Raw genomic sequence first — 18,400 nt, 5'->3', positions numbered from 1 at the left:
CTAAGCCGGCGGCCCCAAAGGATCGTCGGGAACCTCTGTTGCCTCGCCAACCGCGTAGGCAAGTACAATAGAAAAGAGACTGGGGAGTCCCTCGCGTGGAGCAGCGGCAATTCGTCCGATATCCCGCTCGGCGAGCGCCAGCCGCTTTGTCGCCAGTGCCAGAAGGAATTCGAGACACGCCTCACCCTGGCTTTCCCCGTGCTGGGCGAGCATCTTGACGATCAGGTTGGCCATCTTCGTGCTGTGCTTTTCGGTTTGCACATCAGCAAAATTGAGCTCGTGAGGGAACGAAGCACGCAACAGAGCCGCCTGGATGATCCCGTCGTTATAGCGAGTGAAATTTTCGCTCGACAGCACGTTGAGATGGAACGGCGATTGAGACAGCGGCGCCGACGTCTGCTTCGGCTTCGGTACCTTCCGGCAGTTCTCAAGAACCGCCGCGATCGTCGAAAAGACATCGCCCTGCGTGGTATCCTCTTTCTCGTAGTCCCCGGCCCAGAATGCGAAACCCTGCCGGAGCTTGAGCGCATCGTCGGAACTTGTTCTTAGGAAAAGGTCATCTCCACCGATATCTGCCGATATAGTGGCTATGCGACTCTCGATGGCCGCAATGGCGGCATCCTCGGGATCTATCATCCTTAGCGGCAGGAGCGCGTTGTTCCAGAATCGCAGTTCTCGGCTCCAAGCGGTGAACTGGTTTGGGTGAGGCAACATCATGTCGTCGACAAAACACATTGTGTGTTTGGGCGACTGATTGTTGTGCTCGAGGTCGCGCAACAAGGTCACTTGGTGCTCGGCCGCGCTGTACTTTCGCAGTCCCGCCAAGAACGTCCTTGGGAGGCTCTTGAACCTATCGCGGAGGTCGCGGCTTGCGTCCTGAAAGGACTGACCGGATCCAACGCTTGCTGCAACGACGACCACGCCTCTACGATCCTCTTTTCCTTTGTCGAGGTCAGTACCGTGCATGACATGCGGGCGGCGCAGGCCAAGACCTTCGATCTCGTCTGCAACGCGCTCTGCGAGCGCGATACTTTCCCTCCCGCGAAGCGCCAAAACATGGCTCGTCGAGGCTGGAGCGTGTCGTCGGACGACAATCTCAATCGCGCTTTTCCCGCCGTCACTAAGGAGCGTGTGATCAAGGTCGACGAACAGCCGATGAAGGTCGCCATCGGGGTTGCGCCGCAGGGCAAAGGCACGCTTGCCCCGATACTTCCTCATCACATCGCGCAACCGAGCCGGCGCATCGGTATGAACCAGCATGTATGGCGTGACCGTCGCAGCGTCGGCAAGAAACTGGTCGCCGACGAAGGTGATCGTTCGCGAGCCATTCCTGCACCAAGGGCACCGCTCCTGCTCGAAAACCTCCATCGACAAAGGATCAAGGCCTTGGATCTCACCGCGCGCGTCGAAAACAACGGTGCCCGGCACTTGATGAGCGGTAGAAAATAGCGTCACCACGCGCTGGGGCGGAAGCTTCGTCTGCTCGAACACCTGCTTTGGCAACGAGCCCGTTGCGGTGGCCGATATCACGACCAGCTCGCTGTCCGGATCTTGGATGCTCAGTTTTTCAAGTCCTTCGTATGACGAGAAACTCGTCACACGCGGGGTGATAAAGTCGCGGCGAAGTCGGCTCTTGAGAGAATACGCTGCAAACACCAGAACCGAAATCGATGAGGAGTCGACCCAGACCTTCTTGATGCTATCGTGGAGATGGGGAAGGAGTACCAACGATAAAAAGCCGATCTCCTCACCCTGGATGAGCATGTTTGCAGCCCGAAAGAAAGCGGCCGAGTGCCTTCTGCGCGGGTGGATGAAATGATGTCCAGAAGGCGCAACGAGCACAGCTTCACGCGTCTCTGCCAAGTGGCGAATTCCGGCAGCTCGAAGCGAGCGAAAGTCCTCCTTTGCAAGTATTATTGAACCTTGCAGCGTCGAGCTTGCACCTGTTTTCATTCTACCTTGGGCGTCGAATGACACAATGACGACTGGTACGAGTGCATTGGCCAAGCGCAGCGCAGTACCGGCTTCGATTGATCTCTTCACGCTCGTTCGTGCCGTGGCGGCGGCATCGCTTGGCACGACAATAATCAGGCTGTCGGGATAGGGACGTCCACCGAGCCTGTCTTCATCGACGATCCGTATCAGATCCTGGATGCTGAAAAACGGGAGTGTTGTGACGAGAACCAAGGCGTTGCCGACGCCGTTTTTCTGCCAACGGTAGTGGAAAAACGAGCTCATCAGCTTCCCAATCCCATTGGTATAAGGATCGAAAACGAAGCTCCCGTGACGGGCGCGTAGCTCTTGATTTCGTCGTCTCCGCCGGCATCGATGAACCGAGTATCATCAGGCGAGAACTGCACGTTCTGCGTTCGAGGCGGGAACCACTTGCAAAGCGACAGTCGGCCCGTCCGCAACCTCATGAAGCCCCCGCACGCCTTCAGAGCCTGCACTACACGTGGCAACCCGAGGCCATGACTTGGGTCGCTCTGCGTCGTGAAGTTTTTCAGGAAGCATCCACGAACGAGATCATACTCCTGATTGATGGGCATCGCCTGTTCTACCGGCTTGCCGAGCGCTCTGGCCGCCAAGCCTGGACCGCTGTCGAAAACAGATATCTCCAGAAACTCGACGCGTGGCCGTGCCGACGCATCGGCTATACTGGCGTAGTATTCGCGCAAAACCTTGAGCCCCCCAGCGTGACTATCATGGGGAGTGTCGACTGGCCTTAAGGCGAAGAGAATGCCTCTTGCAGAGCGCCGATAGAAGGCGCCGTTGAGATCTGTCCGGGCATGAACATGCGTGTTCGAAAACAGCTCCTTGAGCAGACCGGCGATGACATCGGTCTCGACCTCCTCGAGGCGCAGGCGCTGGCGATTGACCAGTCTTCCCAACGCGCGATTCACTACGCCTTGAAGGTCGCCGCGCACTGCACCCGACACTGGCTGGTAGAGGAGGGGGTTCGGACCATCCAGCTCGATATGATCCACCGACAGCAATGCGATCACCCCGCCATGAATCATCCGGTCGAGGTCGCCGCTGTAGAGTTCGCGCAGGCGCGCGACAGCGAGTTTCAGCATGCCAGCCGTTACGTCCCGACGCCCATCGCGGCCGATGATGCGATCCGCGAAGACGGTCGCTACAAGACCGTATGTCCGGTGAAGCAACGACCTCGCGGCGTCCTCAGGCGCTTCGTCGGAGGCTAGCTGAAGGGTCGCTGGATTGTTGGATCGAGCCCAGCTGACTGCGAGTTGAGCGCCAGCTGCCGCGCCACCTGGCCGAGCTTCAAAGGGCCACTTGTTCGGAACCGTGAGAACGCTTGCCCGGCGCGCAAAGCCCTCGAGTGCATGCTCACACTCGCCATAGGCCGCGCGGCGGCTAAGAACATCCTGGTCCAGGTTTCCGCCCATTAAGTCAGACCGAGTTTAGTCCGAAACTCATCCCATTCGCGTTTCGTCATCGACGTGTCCGAATGCGTGACCGTCTCCCCGGCGAGCATCCTGAGCAAAGCGCGCATCGCCTGACCCGAAAACGTGGCGGCCTCCAACCGGTGTTCCCGGAACGCTTCATAAGTCAGCGGAACCCACTTTCGCATCACGTCCAATATCACCTCCGCATAGGCGCGGATTTCATATTGCGCATGGGGATCGGCGCGCAGCCGCAGAAAATTCATGAGGTTATGGAGATCGGTCTTCCAATACCACTGCGTGTAAAAATTCAAGGTAAGGTTCATGCGCGCTAGCTCCCGCGCCAACCCTTGACGACCCTCATCCAGGCGTTTGCCGTCTTCGTCGTGGTTGAGCAAGTCGAGGTAATGATCGTAGTTCCGTTCCGCATCCTCGGTCAGAATACGAAGCACATGTTTGGCTTCTTCGGCACCGACCACTTCACCCCGTCCTTGCCGGTTTTGAACCGATTGCGCGGCAAGCTGCTCGGTAGCCGGAACATAAAACTCGCGGTCTAGGATGGAGTACCGCGCCGAATACTCATTCACGTTTGCCATGCGATGCCTGATCCACTGCCGGGCAACGAAGATCGGCATCTTCACGTGCAGCTTGATCTCGGCCATTTCGAACGGCGTCGTATGCCAATGACGCAGAAGATAGTTGATGAGATTGTTGTCCTCGGACACCTGCTTCGTGCCTCGACCGTACGAAACGCGGGCAGCCTGCACGATGGCGCTGTCGTCTCCCATATAATCGACCACCCTGACAAACCCGTGATCAAGCACGGGGAGGACTTCAAAGAGAATTTCCTCCAGCCCCGCCGCCACCGGTCGCCGCGTTGGAACGACCGCCTCGCGGGCTCGTACGATCTCGAGCGATTGTTCGTTGGAGATATTGCTCATTCCTGATCCTTGATCACGGCGCGACCGAAGTAGCCCTCTACCCCGACCGTTGCGCGCTTAGAAGCACCCTTGCTCAATCGGTGTGAAAAACCAATTGCCGCAGAGTTACGGCCTCCAATATCAGCCTAGCAACAAACTTGTTGTTGTTAAGGCCCAAATGCCGCCGTTACGAGTGCCGGCTTGCTTGACTGCCGATGCGCAAAGCTCCCAAGCTGCGTGTATGAACTATGACTTCTCAAGCTTGTCACCCACCGATTTTGAAAGACTGGCAAGTGATCTCGTCGGTCGGGAAATAGGGCTGCGCTTGGAAACCTTTCCCGCGGGTCCCGACGATGCGATGGACGGACGGTATGTTTCGGCGGATGGGACAATTGTGCTGCAGGCAAAGCACTATGCCCGATCGGGTTTCTCGAAGCTGAAGTCCAAGATGTCGGCCGAGCGCGCCAGCATCGAATTGCTCGATCCGAAGCGCTACATTCTCGTCACGTCGGTGGCGCTCACGCCAGGAAACAAGAGTGCGCTCGCGCTGGCGATTGGTCCCGCGCTAAAGACGCCGGGCGACATCCTCGGCGCTGACGACTTGAACGCGTTGCTGCGCACATACCAGGACATCGAAGTCGCGCATCAAGGGCTCTGGGCGCACAGCACCGGCGTTTTGGAGAGCGTCATTACTGGCGCCGTTGCCAAGGCGATCACGCAAGTCGGATCAGTTCCTCCCGCGCTCGCTAGGCTGCTTCCACCCGCCGCCTCCGTCGGCGAGGAAACGCAGCCAGCTTCGCCGAAGGCGGAACGGGATGTCATCTTCTTGATAAAATCCTCACCCGTAGACGACGAATTCACACTCTGGCTTGCCCCGAAGCTCGAGGCGGAGGGATACCGGGTGTTCGCGGATATCCTGACGCTTCAACCCGGAGATCGGTGGCGCCGAGAAATCAACCTCGCCCTGCAGTATCGAGCTGCGAAAGTGCTTCTCATCAGCCGCGAGATCACACTCGCCGACCCACATGTTCAGGAGGATATCGATATCGCGTTAGAGATGGCGCGCGAGCTCAAGGATGGCCGTTTCATAATCCCGCTTCGACTCGGACCCGCGCGGAAGGTCAAGGGCATCGGAGACGCCGTTGCGGTCGACTTCGTCCGCGGCTGGGGCGACGGACTGACGTCGCTCCTCGCGGCACTGCAAAGGCAGAAGGTCCCTCGCAAGCTCGACGACGCCATCATCGATCCGAATTGGGAGACATTTCGCAGGCGCGGCGCGGTCCCTTTGGTCAGGGAGCCGGAACGTCTGAGGTCGAACTGGCTTCGCATCGTTGAGGCTCCCGATGTCATCCGCTTTTTCGAGAGTTCCGGGGCGACCGATCAAAGATTTCTGGAAAAAGCGATCGCCGGCTTCGCCTACCCGTCGGCACCCCTCGGCTCAGGAATACTCTCATTTGCCGATCAGGCGGAAATTGACGCGGCTTTCCAATCCGTCGGGAGGTTTCGGCTGAAACACGAGATTCCGCTTCTAGAGTTCATCGAAAAGGGTTCTTCCAAACTCGAGGTGGAGCGGCAGGTTGCTTCAAATCTCATAGTCACGATGTTCAAGCGCGCCTGGTATTCGTTCTGCAGAGCTCGCGGGCTTGTCGAGTATGAGTATTCCAACGGAACGGGCTTTCACGCCTCCGCCGCGCTGGCCGCGACAGGGCAACGGATACCGTGGGGCAGGCAGGGCGAGCGACGATCTTCGGCGCTCCGGAATTCGGCCAAGAAGCATATATGGGAGTATGGCGTTACGGCTCTGCCATCCTTCTGGCCTTTCTGGCACTTCAAGTTGAAATCCCGCGTGCTGTTTTCGGTCGACAACGGAACGCCGGCAGGGGTCGCGATCGATGACAAGAAGAAGCTGCACCGCTTGCGCCGATCCATCTGCAGCGGATGGCGCAACAAGCAGTGGTATGGGCGGATGCTGGCGTTCCTCGAGCTGCTTTCACCCGATTCGGCCTACATACGCCTCGAGCTTTCCGCGGCGCAGTCGATCTTGCTCGAAGCGTCGCCGATTCTGTTCTCGTCGCCGGTCAGCACGGCTCTGCCAGACGTGCTGGATCCAGATGATGAAGAGACAGACCTAAGCACGTTGGGGCGACCTGAGAGCGAGGAGGAACTCGAAGGATGAAGTTCCCGGAAAAATCACTTCTGATCGAGCATTTCGATGAGCCCGACCTCGAGTTCGCGTTCTCGCAACGCAGCCCGCATCCAAAGGATGGCCTGTTCCTCTATGGCCCCCACGCCCGAGCAAAAAAGACGCGTGAAATCAGTGTCGGCGTCGTCGGGACCAATGAAGGCATCGTCCATTTTCGGACCTGGAGCCACAAGCTGAATGATGTTGTTCAGGTTCCCCCTCCAGGGAAAGGCGAAAAGAAGGACAGGCTGCACCTCGCCAACTTTCCTGGGCTCGAGGCAGCATTCGGGATCTCGTACGATCCGGACAAATGCTCATTTCTCTCAATTCCGTTGCATGACATAGATCGGGTAAGCCGAGTATGGAACCTCAACGAGGCGGTTGAGAAGGTTGCGCGGCTTTACATAGATCGAGTGAAGAAGCATCTGCGGAACGAAGAGCAGTCCATAGACGTGTGGGTGCTGGTTCTGCCCGAAATTGTCTACGAGCGCTGCCGACCCGGCTCCAAGCGAACTGGCCTCGCAATGGAGAAAGGCGATTTCGCGAAGAGGCAAAAGGCGAGATCGAATCTGCCACTATTGGCTTCGGCTGGCGTCATCGACCAAACCGTTGAGGAGATTTTCGATGATGTCCCCGACTTCCATCGCAGGATCAAGGCGGAGTTTCTGAACATCGCCCCGACGCAGCTGGTCAGGGAGACGACACTCGCGCCCGGAGCCTTCCTGAACAGCGCCAACTACCCAATTCGGCGGACACAGGATGCGGCGACGGTCGCATGGAACCTGGCGACCGGCCTCTATTACAAGACGCAACCGCGGCCTCCGTGGCGGCTGGCCGGCGTTCGGCCGGGCGTCTGTTACATCGGCATGGTCTACAAGAATTTGCCGAACGATCCCAACGGACACGCTTGCTGCGCGGCGCAGATGTTTCTGAACGAAGGAGACGGTATCGTCTTCCGAGGAGCGAACGGTCCGTGGAAGACCGGGGAGTACGAGTATCATCTCAAGGCGGAGGCAGCGACGAATCTCCTGGAGGTCGTGCTCAACACATACCGCTCAATGCACGGCGAGCCTCCGAAAGAGCTCTTCATCCATGGCCAGACGTTTTTCAACGACGAGGAATGGAATGCATTCGTCGACGCCGCCCCGAAGGAGACGAACGTCGTCGGGGTAAGGATTAGAACCACCTCCGGCGAGACGAAACTTTTCAGGGACGGTGACTATCCGGTGTTGCGTGGAACGGCGCTGCTGCTCGACGAGCAGACGGCCTATCTTTGGACGACTGGGTATGTCCCTCAGCTCGACACTTATATTGGGCCTGAAACTCCGAATCCGTTGCACATAACCCTCATCCGCAGCAAGCGAGCAAAGCCCAACATTCGGACAGTCTTGGCCGACATAATGGGCCTCACAAAGATCAACTACAATTCTTGCAACTTCAACGACGGACTGCCGGTCACCGTTCGCTTCGCGCGCATGGTGGGCGATGTTCTCACAATGGGCTCGGCCAAGGGAGAGGGGAAACAGCAGTTCAAGTTTTACGTTTGACCGACGCTCTCAGGGCACGGACACGCTGACCTGATGACCTTCCGTCAACGCCTGGCCAACTTGTCTCCAACCTTTTCCCGCTGTTTCCAACTGATTTTACCGCCGACTTGAGAGGGGCGTCCCCGGATCTCGTCGATCCTTGCGGACACATCGACGAGATCAAAGTGAAGGCCCGGGATTTTCGCTGAGATGACAAAGCGGCTGACATGTGTATTAGCGTGCAGCTTAAAATCGTTCGGAGCCCGTGCGTTGACTATGTTTGAAGGGAACCATCCTGAATTCAGCATGCGGCTGAACGAGTTCCTCGCTTCGCGGGCGAGTATCGCCGGGCTGCCGCAGAACATCCTATTGCTGGCGTATGAGGGGTACGGACAGGATATCGTCTCTTGGCAGCACGTCGTCCAACGCGCGCATGAGGTCCATGACGAACTTCAGCGGCGCATGCCTGAAGCTATTTTCGAGATGGTCGTGCACCAAAGTGAGGAGGTTGGCGAAGCCGCGATCGGTGTCAGCGCGTACCATATGAGCGCAGCGAAAATGGAAGTCGGCGGTGAGGCCTTCTTGAACGGTGCGACCAACACCTTTGTGTTTTGGCGTTGGGGTGTATGGCTCCTGCAGACGAACGATGTGGTCGGCGCCACGGGACACTTTCATCGGCGGGTGATGACGCGAGACAGGTCACCGCACTTTTCATTCACCGCGTTGCACAACGCGGCATCTACTCTCTGGCCCGCCCTCGTGGAGCTGGGGCAGCGGCGTCGCGGGTTCGATGAGCGCACGAACATAACGTTCTTTGCCGTGCCTTACTCAGGCGGCCTGATCTGCGCCGAATTTCAGAAACTGCAGGAATCCCACAGGTTCAAACCTGTGATCAAGGTCCTGGATAAGGAGATTGTCAGGGACTTTGCGCTTGCGACGCCGTTCGCAAATGGAGATGACCACCTTCTAGTGATGCCCAGAACATTTCTTGATCGCCGTCGTCTGAATTCCAATCAGAAAAAGCTGCACTCCATGCTGGTTAGCTTTATGACCAAGCACACAGGCGCAATCGACTATCTGCGAAGATCGTCCCGCTTGCTCTACGGCTCTCCGCGTGTGGGGAGTTATATGCAACGCACATTCAACGACGATGGTGTGCCGCAGACTCTCATTGAACCTGCGATCGCGGATCTCGACAACCTGACCAAGTCGCCGGAGTGGATCAAGGAAAGTGAGCGAAACAGGCGAGCTGTGGAGCGGGCGCGCTCGGACCAGGCGCATTCCGAGTGAGATGTGTCGGGTGAAGCGAGAGGATGGGATGTTGCGTCGCCCGTCGGGCCGGGCTGTTGGCAAAGCTGAAGCCCTGAGGTCTTCACCCTTCGGGCTGCCATCCCTGACGTTGTGTATGAGGTCTCATCAGCACGATGTTTGAGGTCATTCGACGGTGGCTGGCATACCGCAAGAATTTACGTCGACGTTGGCAAGACGACGCGCGGCGGCTGCTCGTGGCTGAAGAAAAAAACGCCCACTACGAAGCGCGACGCCGCGCGACGAGGGCGCGCTTACACGGCAATAGACGCGAATTCTATCATTGGGCCAAGGTGGCACGCCTGTCGCCTGCCGCAGCGATGGACCTTGATGAGGTCAAGCGTGTGGTAGTCGACGAAGAACGGCGACAGCGGTTATCTTGGATTAATTGCCAATTGCGCGCTAAGGCGGGATTTGCGGGGGCGGAGAAAACTTCAAGAGGATATCTTTGGTTTCCCCTCTCTCTCTCTCTTTTTGAGTGCCGCTTAGATTGGCAGGATCCGCCAACTCACTTGGACCGGTTCCGTTGCACCGCGAGGGCAAGCAAGACGAAAGGTGGGTTCCGGTATCGATCCTGGCTTCAGAATCGCCTGTAGTATTGGACATCGCGCTTTCGGCAGTGTTCACTGCCTTGCAGGCGAGCCTTAGGGGATGAAGACCGTGATCAAAGTTGATCGAGACAGCGTTCCTTTCCCTGAAGTACTGCGGCGCGGAAGAGGCGGCGCGGCGGACGAAGAATTTCAAAAGGCAAGCGCGTTTTACAGCGAGTTCGACAAGAAGCGGCAACACTCGCGCTTCGAATTCAAACTGTACCGCCACAAGACCGTAAGGGATGCTCTCGCAAAACTGTTCAACGGGAAGTGCGCGTATTGCGAGTCGCAGATTGCGGCGATCGGCTATGGCGATGTCGACAATTTCCGGCCAAAGGGCGGGGTGCTCGACGCAGGCAGCACGTACCTCCCGCTGCACTATTGGTGGCTGACGAACGAGTGGACCAACCTCTACCTTTCCTGCTCGATGTGCAGTCGAGCCAAGGGCGGGAGATTCCCGCTCGAGGACGAAAAGGACCGGGCCCCCGTGCTCGCCTCGGCATCTGAGCTTCTCAAAGAATGCCCACTCCTGCTGGACCCATGCGTCGACGATGTTGAGAATATCCTCCTCTTCTCGTCGAACGGCACAGTTTCGTGCAACGACCCGCGTGGGCTAACGACGATTGAAATTCTCTCACTGAACCGTGCCGAGTTGGTCAAAGCCCGGCAGCAGACCGCTCGCGCTGTCCTCAGTCAGCTCGAAGTGCTGTCGCTTTCAGAGGGGAGTCCTGATGGGCCTCAGATCAACACCGAGATCGTCAATCGCCTGAAGGAAATGATGTCGCCCGAGGCCCCTTATGCGAGCATGTGCCGGCAACTCGTCAGTCAGGCGATAGCGGCGAAGCCGAACGGGATGGTTGCTCTGGCCTTCGCAAACGATCCCCTCGCGGCCTCGGTCAAGGCGTTCACCTCAGGTGAGGAACGCGCCGCGCAAACCGCGCTCAACAAATTCCAGGCTGATCAAGAGAGCTATTCGCTTGAAGCCGAGACCGAGCAAACCGTCGCGGCCTATGTCAGCACGCGAGACCGTCTGATCGAGTCTGTCCGGATCAAGAATTTGCGCGCTATCGCTAACCTCGACCTCAACGTGATCGACGGGAGTGAACGCGCGCCTTGGCTAATGCTCTTGGGCGAAAACGCGACCGGCAAAAGCACGGTCCTGCACTCTATCGCTCTTGCACTCGTCGGAGAGCGCTATCGAGGGAAACTCGTCGATGCCTTGCACCTAGATGTTCCCAGGATGGTGAGGAACGGGGCAGACTTTGGGGAAGTCAGTATCAGACTGACAGGTGCCACCGAGCCGCGAACCCTACGCATTCAAGCCGACGGAACGATCACCGCGACGGGGAGAGAGGCGCAGCTCATGCTGCTCGCCTACGGATCGACGCGCTTGCTGCCGCGCAAACCGAATTCCGAGGTTCAAGGCACGAACTATGCTCGCGTAGAGAACCTATTCGATCCCTTCATCCCGCTGGTTGATGCCCAGCAATGGCTTCTCACGGCACCGGCTGAAGCTTTCGACTACGCCGCTGGTGCGATCAAGAAGGCGCTGACAGTCGACGTCGAACGCGAGCTTGTCCGCCAGGATGGAGAAGTCGGGATAATCGAAAGGGGGGCCCTTATCCCGCTCCCCAGGCTCTGCGACGGCTATCAGACGGTGATCGCGCTCATCGCCGACATCCTCTCAGTCGTCTTGCCGGCTTGGAAGACTCCGGACCTGGCGCAAGGCCTGGTCCTGATCGATGAGGTGGGGAATCATCTCCATCCCTCCTGGAAGCTCCGATTTGTCGAGAGCGTACGGAGCATCCTGCCTGGGATGCAGGTCATAGCGACCACGCACGAGCCCCTATGTCTGCGGGGGCTGCACCATGGTGAAGTTGCCGTTCTGCAACGCGGGCCACGCGGTGGAATCCATATGCGCGCCGACTTGCCGGCGATCGACGGAATGCGGGTGGACCAGATCCTGATGTCCGAGCACTTTGGTCTGCAAAGCACCCTCGATCCCTCGCTCCAATCACTTTTCGACGAGTATTACGCGCTTCTTCGGGAGGACCACCCGAGCCCCGATGACCGCCAACGAATGGAAACACTGCGCAACGATATCAATCAAAAGCAGAAGCTTGGCGTGAACGAACGTGAGCGCCGCATGCTGGAGGCCATCGACCGATTTCTCGCGCGCCGCATTGAGGTGCCCGACCAGATTGAGCTCGCCGAACGCGAACAGTCGCTCGATGCCGAGCTTTCGTCGATATGGAGCGAGGCACTGGTTAGGGTGGAGGGTGCAGCGTGATCCCGGTCGTTCGAGACCAAGCCGTGGCGGCGTGCGCGGCACTGAACAAGATCGGTTCAAACGGGTTGACCGAACTCGAACATGCGCTCTGGTTCTTCGGCGGGATAGCACCACAGAAAAATCCCTGCCACCAAAGCCGACCAAGCCGCCGGCGTTCTCCGTTTACAAGGAGGAGCCTGTCAGAGATGCGTTGCGGGCTCTGTTCGGGACACGATGCGCATACTGCGAGAGCAACTACCCGCATCTCGCGCAGATGGAAGTGGAACACTATCGTCCGAAGGGCGGGTACATCGACGAGCACGGCGTTCTTAAAAAGCCTGGCTACTATTGGCTTGCAGCCAGCTGGGGCAACCTTCTACCGTCGTGCATCGACTGCAATCGCGAGCGAAAGCAGCATCATCGGTCGAGGGACGGAAAGATTGTAAGGAGCAAGTCGGGCAAGGCCAATCGCTTCCCGATCCTGCCTGGAACCTCATACGCCACCACGCCGGCCGCAGTTGCCCTGGAGCGTCCGATGCTGCTCAACCCCTGTGAGGATCAGCCCCATCTGCACCTGCAGTTCTTCGCCGACGGATTTCTCCAGCCTGCACTCACGGCAGAAGAAAGGGCTGCCGGTCGAGGACGGTCCACAATCGATGTTTGCGGCTTGGCGCGGGACGCTCTGGTGGGGGTGCGCCGCGAATGGGCGCTGCGGACGAAAGGAGCGATGGAGGCGGTGCTTCGTGCGGATCGGAATAGGCGAGTCTATCCACACGATCCGGTCATGGCAGCGCAGCTGACGGATGCGGAAACCAATCTCCACACGTTTGTCGATGGCGAAGCGCCTTACCACGCGATGACTGCTGCGATGATGGCGGCCTTCGTCGAGGTCCGATCGCTTCTGGAGCCATACTTCACCGCGCTCGAAGCATGGAAGGCGAACCAAAGCGTCGGCAACCGGCAAGCATTGTTGGAGCGTGCGACCGCCATTCAGCAGCTGCGCCGCGACGCAGGGTTCGACGAACAGCTTGTCAATTTTCTATTGGATAAAGCGGGGGTCTCCGAAGCCACTCCGGCCTAACCAACCGCACCTCATGCGGGGGTAACTGCGGTCAGCTGAGCTGGATCAAGCTTACGAAGTTCGGCCCAGTCAACGAGCCCCGGCGGCCGGTAGTGGCGGTCCTCTCGCCAGCGGGCAAATACGGAAGGGTCTATGCTTTCGTTGACGTTGTCAGAGTACCCCTTCGTCACAGTGCGCCGGGGTGCGCCGATAATGCGCTGATGGCGGTCCGTCACTTTCGAATAAAGACCGTACATGAACTGGCTATACGAATCGACGATCTGATCCCGGTGAGAATCCCCGTCGACGATCACAGGATAGCGGAAAGTGAGACCGTGACTTTCCGCTTTCTCGACCATCCAGGCGAGCGGCAACTGCGATAGTTTGTTGGCGGGATAGCCGCCGCCAACATTGGCATGAGCACCAACGAACCAGCGCTGCTCGGTGATATTAGCACTGCGTTTCGACCGTCGAGCAGATGCATCGGGCGGATCCGGCGTGAAGTGGGTCCACAGCGTCGGCGCGAACGCAGCGCGATGCTCGTCGATGCCGAGTGCCTGATAGCTGTTTTTGTAGATCGTCGAGAGATGGGTGTTGTGAAACCAGTGCGAGGTTCCGAAGGGCACGCCCAGCGCTCCGACCGTATCAAACACCCCAACCATCTTGATCGGCACGCGCTTGCAATAGGCCAAGAGGGAGGCTTCCTCGCGCGACAGCGGGTAGATCGGCGGATCGTCCATTGCGGTGCCGCCACGCTTTTCGCGCCGCCGCAGCTCGCGCTGTTCAAATTCGAGTCTATACAGCGGACGCAGGGTCAAAGCCCGTCGATAGCGTTCAAAGACCTCTTCAAGGGAAAGTGGAGCGCCAGGCTGAAGCAAACCACATCGGGCAACCAAGCCCACCAACGACCGTGCTGTGAAGGCGCCGCGGCTGAAGCCAAAGACAAAAATCTCGTCTCCGGGGGAATAGGTTTCGACCAACCATCGATACGCCGACATGATGTTACGGTCGAGACCGTAGCCGAGGATTCCACCCCGGAACCGCTCACCCAGCCGCGTGCCAACACCTTGATCGTAGTAAAGAACCTGTTCCAACCCATCGGCGCTCGTCCTTGCACAGAGCGCATTGAGTCGCCACACATTCGTATTGTCCGCGACTGTGTTCCAAGTCCCATCGAGAAACATTGCTATTCGCTTGCGCGGCGGCTGTGGCATGAGGATTTCCGTTCACTGTCCAATAATTGTGCCGACGAAACTTATTCCCATTCTTTGCCCCGCTCTATCCGGTCGGAATCCCATCGTTAGTTGAATCTGAGATCACTTCAAATCAGCAGCGCTAACAACTCTTCCACCTGGGCCTTTAGTGGTGATACGGTTTCTCGAATAGCTGGTTTTTGGGGGGCGAATTGCAGCTGCAAGACTTACTCGAAACTGACGATGGAAGACACCATTCATCCATCAATCGGCAAGGCGGTCGCATTTCCCTCGACAAGAATGCAATAACGGAAGCGGGCGAAAAGCATTTCCAGCACTTGTCCGCGCAGCTCGACGCGCACTCATTTTGGACGGCTGCGGTAAGCCAGGGCTCATACTTGCCGGACCAAGGCTTATGGGCGCCACAGCGTCGTGCGGTCGGCCTTTCGCTCGCCTACTTAGCCGCTCGCCGCACGATAAAAGACAGCAAGGGCGCTGCTCTCGTGAAGATGCCGACTGGAACAGGCAAGACCGGCGTAATCGCAACGCTGGCTTGCGCTCTTGACGACATCAAGCGGACGCTGGTCATCACGCCACGTAGGGCATTGGTCGATCAGATGCTGATTGATCTCCACACGCGTCTTTGGAGCCGGTTTGGACTGATCTATTCTGGTAACGAGGTGCGGCAGCGCGCAGCCGGGGATCCCGCAATCGGATCGCGAGCGTCAAACGGTCCCGTCAGGCGCTTGCTACCGAGTGATGCTGCCACCCTTGCAGCGCTCGCCGATGATCGAATCGTCGTAGTCGGGACTTTTGCCGCTCTGGAGCAGATTCTACGGCCTGACCGACCCGCGCATCGCCTGAGCGGTCGCAGGCCTGTCGGCCCCGACGCAGTTCCGCCCGACACGGAGGAGAGCGACGATCTCAAGGAACCGGACCGAAAGAAACTCGTCGCGCTGCTGAACAGCTTCGATCTCGTGATCGTTGACGAAAGCCATTATGAGCCGGCGTTCATTTGGTCCCAATGCATTCGGAGCCTTGGCCTTCCAACGATCCTATTTAGTGCCACGCCCTACCGGAACGATTTCCGCTATTTCGACATCGATGGTCGTTTCGCATTCAACCTTTCGTTCGATGAAGCGAAACAGCGGCGGCTCATTCGCGGCGTTAGGTTCCTGTCGGATAGTCCTGGAGCAGCGTCTGGCGAGAGCTTTTCGCAGCAGCTCATCCGTTTCGCCGAGGCGGTTGGCAAGGAGACGAATCCAAAAAAACCTGACCGAGCCCGTATCATTGTGCGTGGCGACACACACGAGAGTCTAGTCACACTGCGGACCGAACTCCTAGCACTCGGCGAGAAAAGCGTACTCATCCATCACAAGGAGAAGCGGAACGCCTCAGCACTGCGTTTCCATAATGTGACAGAGGCCCTCGCAGCTGGCGAAACTGCCGATGTTCGATTTTGGCTGCATCAATGGAAGCTGCTTGAGGGGGTCGATGACAGTCGATTCGGAGGGGTGGCGATAAGCGAACCGTTCTCAACCAGTCGCGCCGTCGTACAGCAGATTGGGCGCGTTCTCCGCTATGGCGACCGCAGGCGCGATGAGACTGCTCTCATCATGGGAAGAGATACATTCAGTGCCGATCTTGCCGAGCGGTTCGAGCGCTACCTGTCATATGAGAAAAGGTTCGATGCCAATCCCAGCGATGCGCTCCGGAGGGAAACGCAGTTCTTTGAAACGCTGCGATCTGCCTCGCCGGCTGTCCAGTACATCTCGGGCGATTTCCGCGACCGGTTTGATATCGATGACGAACAGGTCGGGTTCGCCGATATCCAACTGCCGTGCCGCGCATATGTGATGCGAAACGTTGGGAGAAAATCCCTCGACGAAATCGCAGAAGCTTCAAGGCTAGCGATGGGGCTCGAAGATCGTCATGACGCCACCATACTTGGACCCAACGGCACCGATGATCCCTCGAACGTCCGCCTGATCGCTTACGTGCTTTGGGGCAACTCACCGCTGCTCACCCAGCGCGCAATGCCCACCTGGAACCTCGGCGTAATGGCACTGTCCACGACCGGTGACCGATTATACCTTATGGACACCGAAGGGCTCGTCATAGACCCGGAGCAGCTTGGCCTCGAACCGGAGCCCCCGGAAAAAATGCAGCTCTTGGTGCCGATGGCCAAGCCCGGCGAGACGTCTCGAGTGACCGTTGCCTCGGCCCTTAGTCTCGACATTTCGGACATGGGTGTCCGGGCTGCAACCGTGCGAATGCGAGACTTCAGCGAGGGCTTCTACGATCTCGCACAGGGCATGCAGGCGACCACATCCGTGCGCGCCTCTATTCGTCGCGACGGCGCCCCAAACGCGGCTCTGCGCTACCTCTCCCTTCAACGCTCCGCAGTGTCCGATGGCGGCGGCAAATATGTGCCGGTCTCGGAATATGCCAGTTGGATAGCGTCCGTATCCGCGCAATTGGATTCGGCAGACAAACCCAGCAAAGCGTTTGAGCGATTTGCACAAGCGGTTCCGGCTCCGTCCCCTGGCAAAGCGGTCCCTTTGAACGTCCTTTTCGACTTTGCCGAGTTGATCGGTGAAAGCGGCGCCGACGCCCCACCGAATTGGAAACCGGAACGCGCTGCGGGTTTGATCTCCGCCGACCGATGTCTCGATGTCGAAGCGGATGGGTCGTTCTCCATACAACTCGATGACGATCACTTTGTGGGCAAGCTCAAATATGAGATCACCGGGACGTTGCGGCGGCGCGGCCGTTACGTCGTCGAGTGCCCCGGTCTAGACTCCTACCTGATAGGGAAGGATTCTACTCAAAAGGAGAAGCCGCAGCTGCTGTCCGGCATGCTGACACGCGATCAGGCCTTCAGGGTCATTCCTACCGATCCATCTCTCATCTACGCGCAGAAACATTTTTATCACCCTCGACGGTCGATTGACGAAATAGCGAAGGACTTGCCCGGAGGACCGCTCGAGTTCGTGGTCGGATCTCCGTGGCTGGCGGGTGTCAAAACTGAAAAGGGTGGAGCGAAATCGAGCGTCAAGGAATGGGTGTCAGAGAGCATTTTTGGAGGCGTCTACGCGCAGCTCGGTTTTGCCGCTCACGGTAAGCCAGATACCCAACATCAAGACGCGATACGCGCGTTGGACCCGACGATGGCGGCCTTGCTCGATCAGTTTTCCGTCGTCGTTTGTGATGACGGTGGCACAGAAACTTGCGATTTCATTTGCATCGACGATATCGATCCGCGAGTGGTGCTCGTTCATGCGAAAGTAGACGACACCACAATGAGTCTGAACTCGCTCCAGGCGGTCGGCCGACAAGCGCAGGCGAGCATCGCCTTCCTTACGCGGATAGAGTCCTTGCCGGACCGGACCGCCGAATGGAAAAAGCCCGTCACGATCGCGGGCGGAAAAATCACCAGACGCATCGTGCGGGACAACAAACCGGGATCGAAGCTCTGGATGAGGGCACGCGACGCTGCCAGGTCAGCTCGCTACAAGAAGGAGATCTGGATCTGGGCAGGCAACATCCTTGAACGCCAGGCGCTGGTCGACGAGCTCAATAAACCTGAGCCAAGTCCTCGGTCTCGGCAGATGACCTACTACTTGGCTTCGCTCCAAACGTCGGCCAATCGGGCGAACATCGGCATGAGGATCTATTGTTCGCCGTAGCATGGTTGGACCACTCACTGTGATCGTTCTGCCGAAGCTCGGCCACAGCCTGATTGTGTCGCCGTGCAGCACTTCCAGTCGGGCTGAAACAAACGTAGGATCCATGAGCTTGGCCTCCACGCGGGGAAGCAGACGGTTCCGCGGGAACCGTCTATTGGAACAACCTGGCCAGGCTGATGCCTGGCAGGTTGGTGAGGCCGGTGATTAGTAGTCTCAGTCGATGATGGGGTCGCACGTTGATCGGAGTTCCGGACGGTCA

Annotated in this window: 10 protein-coding genes; 6 read left to right on the top strand and 4 right to left on the bottom strand. The window is 58.2% G+C overall.

Annotated features, from left to right (window positions below; genetic code table 11):
- From JN302_RS32915 to thyX, 3 genes are all read right to left on the bottom strand, one after another.
- Window positions 1-2,238 carry a hypothetical protein gene (locus JN302_RS32915; protein WP_202330422.1) on the bottom strand — a complete coding sequence of 746 codons (2,238 nt, stop codon included), beginning with the start codon at window positions 2,236-2,238 and terminating at the stop codon, window positions 1-3.
- Window positions 2,238-3,077, bottom strand: a complete 840-nt coding sequence (locus tag JN302_RS32910) for a hypothetical protein (protein ID WP_244846076.1) — start codon at window positions 3,075-3,077, stop codon at window positions 2,238-2,240. The genes JN302_RS32915 and JN302_RS32910 overlap by 1 nt, the downstream gene beginning before the upstream one ends.
- 329 nt (window positions 3,078-3,406) lie before the next feature.
- Window positions 3,407-4,345 (bottom strand): FAD-dependent thymidylate synthase, encoded by a 939-nt coding sequence (gene thyX, locus JN302_RS32905; RefSeq protein ID WP_202330420.1) that lies wholly within the window; start codon window positions 4,343-4,345, stop codon window positions 3,407-3,409.
- Window positions 4,346-4,565: 220 nt separating this feature from the next.
- On the opposite strand from thyX, the gene JN302_RS32900 reads away from it, so the two are divergent.
- From JN302_RS32900 to JN302_RS32880, 5 genes are all read left to right on the top strand, one after another.
- Complete coding sequence (locus JN302_RS32900) at window positions 4,566-6,500, top strand: toll/interleukin-1 receptor domain-containing protein (RefSeq protein WP_202330419.1); 1,935 nt, start codon at window positions 4,566-4,568, stop codon at window positions 6,498-6,500.
- Window positions 6,497-8,053, top strand: coding sequence for an argonaute/piwi family protein (locus JN302_RS32895; RefSeq protein ID WP_202330418.1), 1,557 nt, complete (start codon window positions 6,497-6,499; stop codon window positions 8,051-8,053). The genes JN302_RS32900 and JN302_RS32895 overlap by 4 nt, the downstream gene beginning before the upstream one ends.
- A 249-nt stretch (window positions 8,054-8,302) precedes the next feature.
- Window positions 8,303-9,322 (top strand): hypothetical protein, encoded by a 1,020-nt coding sequence (locus JN302_RS32890; RefSeq protein ID WP_202330417.1) that lies wholly within the window; start codon window positions 8,303-8,305, stop codon window positions 9,320-9,322.
- A 669-nt stretch (window positions 9,323-9,991) separates the two neighbouring features.
- On the top strand, window positions 9,992-12,220 hold the full coding sequence (locus JN302_RS32885) for an AAA family ATPase (protein WP_202330416.1): 2,229 nt from the start codon (window positions 9,992-9,994) through the stop codon (window positions 12,218-12,220).
- A 253-nt stretch (window positions 12,221-12,473) separates the two neighbouring features.
- Complete coding sequence (locus tag JN302_RS32880; RefSeq protein ID WP_202330415.1) at window positions 12,474-13,280, top strand: hypothetical protein; 807 nt, start codon at window positions 12,474-12,476, stop codon at window positions 13,278-13,280.
- Between the two features lie 11 nt (window positions 13,281-13,291).
- On the opposite strand, the gene JN302_RS32875 is transcribed toward JN302_RS32880, so the two are convergent.
- Window positions 13,292-14,473, bottom strand: coding sequence for a DUF2235 domain-containing protein (locus JN302_RS32875; protein ID WP_202330414.1), 1,182 nt, complete (start codon window positions 14,471-14,473; stop codon window positions 13,292-13,294).
- Window positions 14,474-14,664: 191 nt separating this feature from the next.
- On the opposite strand from JN302_RS32875, the gene JN302_RS32870 reads away from it, so the two are divergent.
- Complete coding sequence (locus tag JN302_RS32870; protein WP_202330413.1) at window positions 14,665-18,141, top strand: DEAD/DEAH box helicase; 3,477 nt, start codon at window positions 14,665-14,667, stop codon at window positions 18,139-18,141.
- Window positions 18,142-18,400 lie beyond the last annotated feature (259 nt).

The sequence above is a fragment of the Mesorhizobium sp. L-8-3 genome (genome assembly GCF_016756615.1).
Classification (GTDB): domain Bacteria; phylum Pseudomonadota; class Alphaproteobacteria; order Rhizobiales; family Rhizobiaceae.
The sequence above is the reverse complement of the archived record's forward strand: the minus strand, read 5'-3'. Positions and strand labels throughout refer to the sequence as shown.

What these genes read in the sequence shown, in the direction of transcription:
- JN302_RS32915 (WP_202330422.1), bottom strand. Translation starts at nt 2,238, where the DNA reads ATGAGCTCGTTTTTCCACTACCGTTGGCAGAAAAACGGCGTCGGCAAC.
- JN302_RS32910 (WP_244846076.1), bottom strand. Translation starts at nt 3,077, where the DNA reads ATGCTGAAACTCGCTGTCGCGCGCCTGCGCGAACTCTACAGCGGCGAC.
- thyX (WP_202330420.1), bottom strand. Translation starts at nt 4,345, where the DNA reads ATGAGCAATATCTCCAACGAACAATCGCTCGAGATCGTACGAGCCCGC.
- JN302_RS32900 (WP_202330419.1), top strand. Translation starts at nt 4,566, where the DNA reads ATGAACTATGACTTCTCAAGCTTGTCACCCACCGATTTTGAAAGACTG.
- JN302_RS32895 (WP_202330418.1), top strand. Translation starts at nt 6,497, where the DNA reads ATGAAGTTCCCGGAAAAATCACTTCTGATCGAGCATTTCGATGAGCCC.
- JN302_RS32885 (WP_202330416.1), top strand. Translation starts at nt 9,992, where the DNA reads ATGAAGACCGTGATCAAAGTTGATCGAGACAGCGTTCCTTTCCCTGAA.
- JN302_RS32880 (WP_202330415.1), top strand. Translation starts at nt 12,474, where the DNA reads ATGGAAGTGGAACACTATCGTCCGAAGGGCGGGTACATCGACGAGCAC.
- JN302_RS32875 (WP_202330414.1), bottom strand. Translation starts at nt 14,473, where the DNA reads ATGCCACAGCCGCCGCGCAAGCGAATAGCAATGTTTCTCGATGGGACT.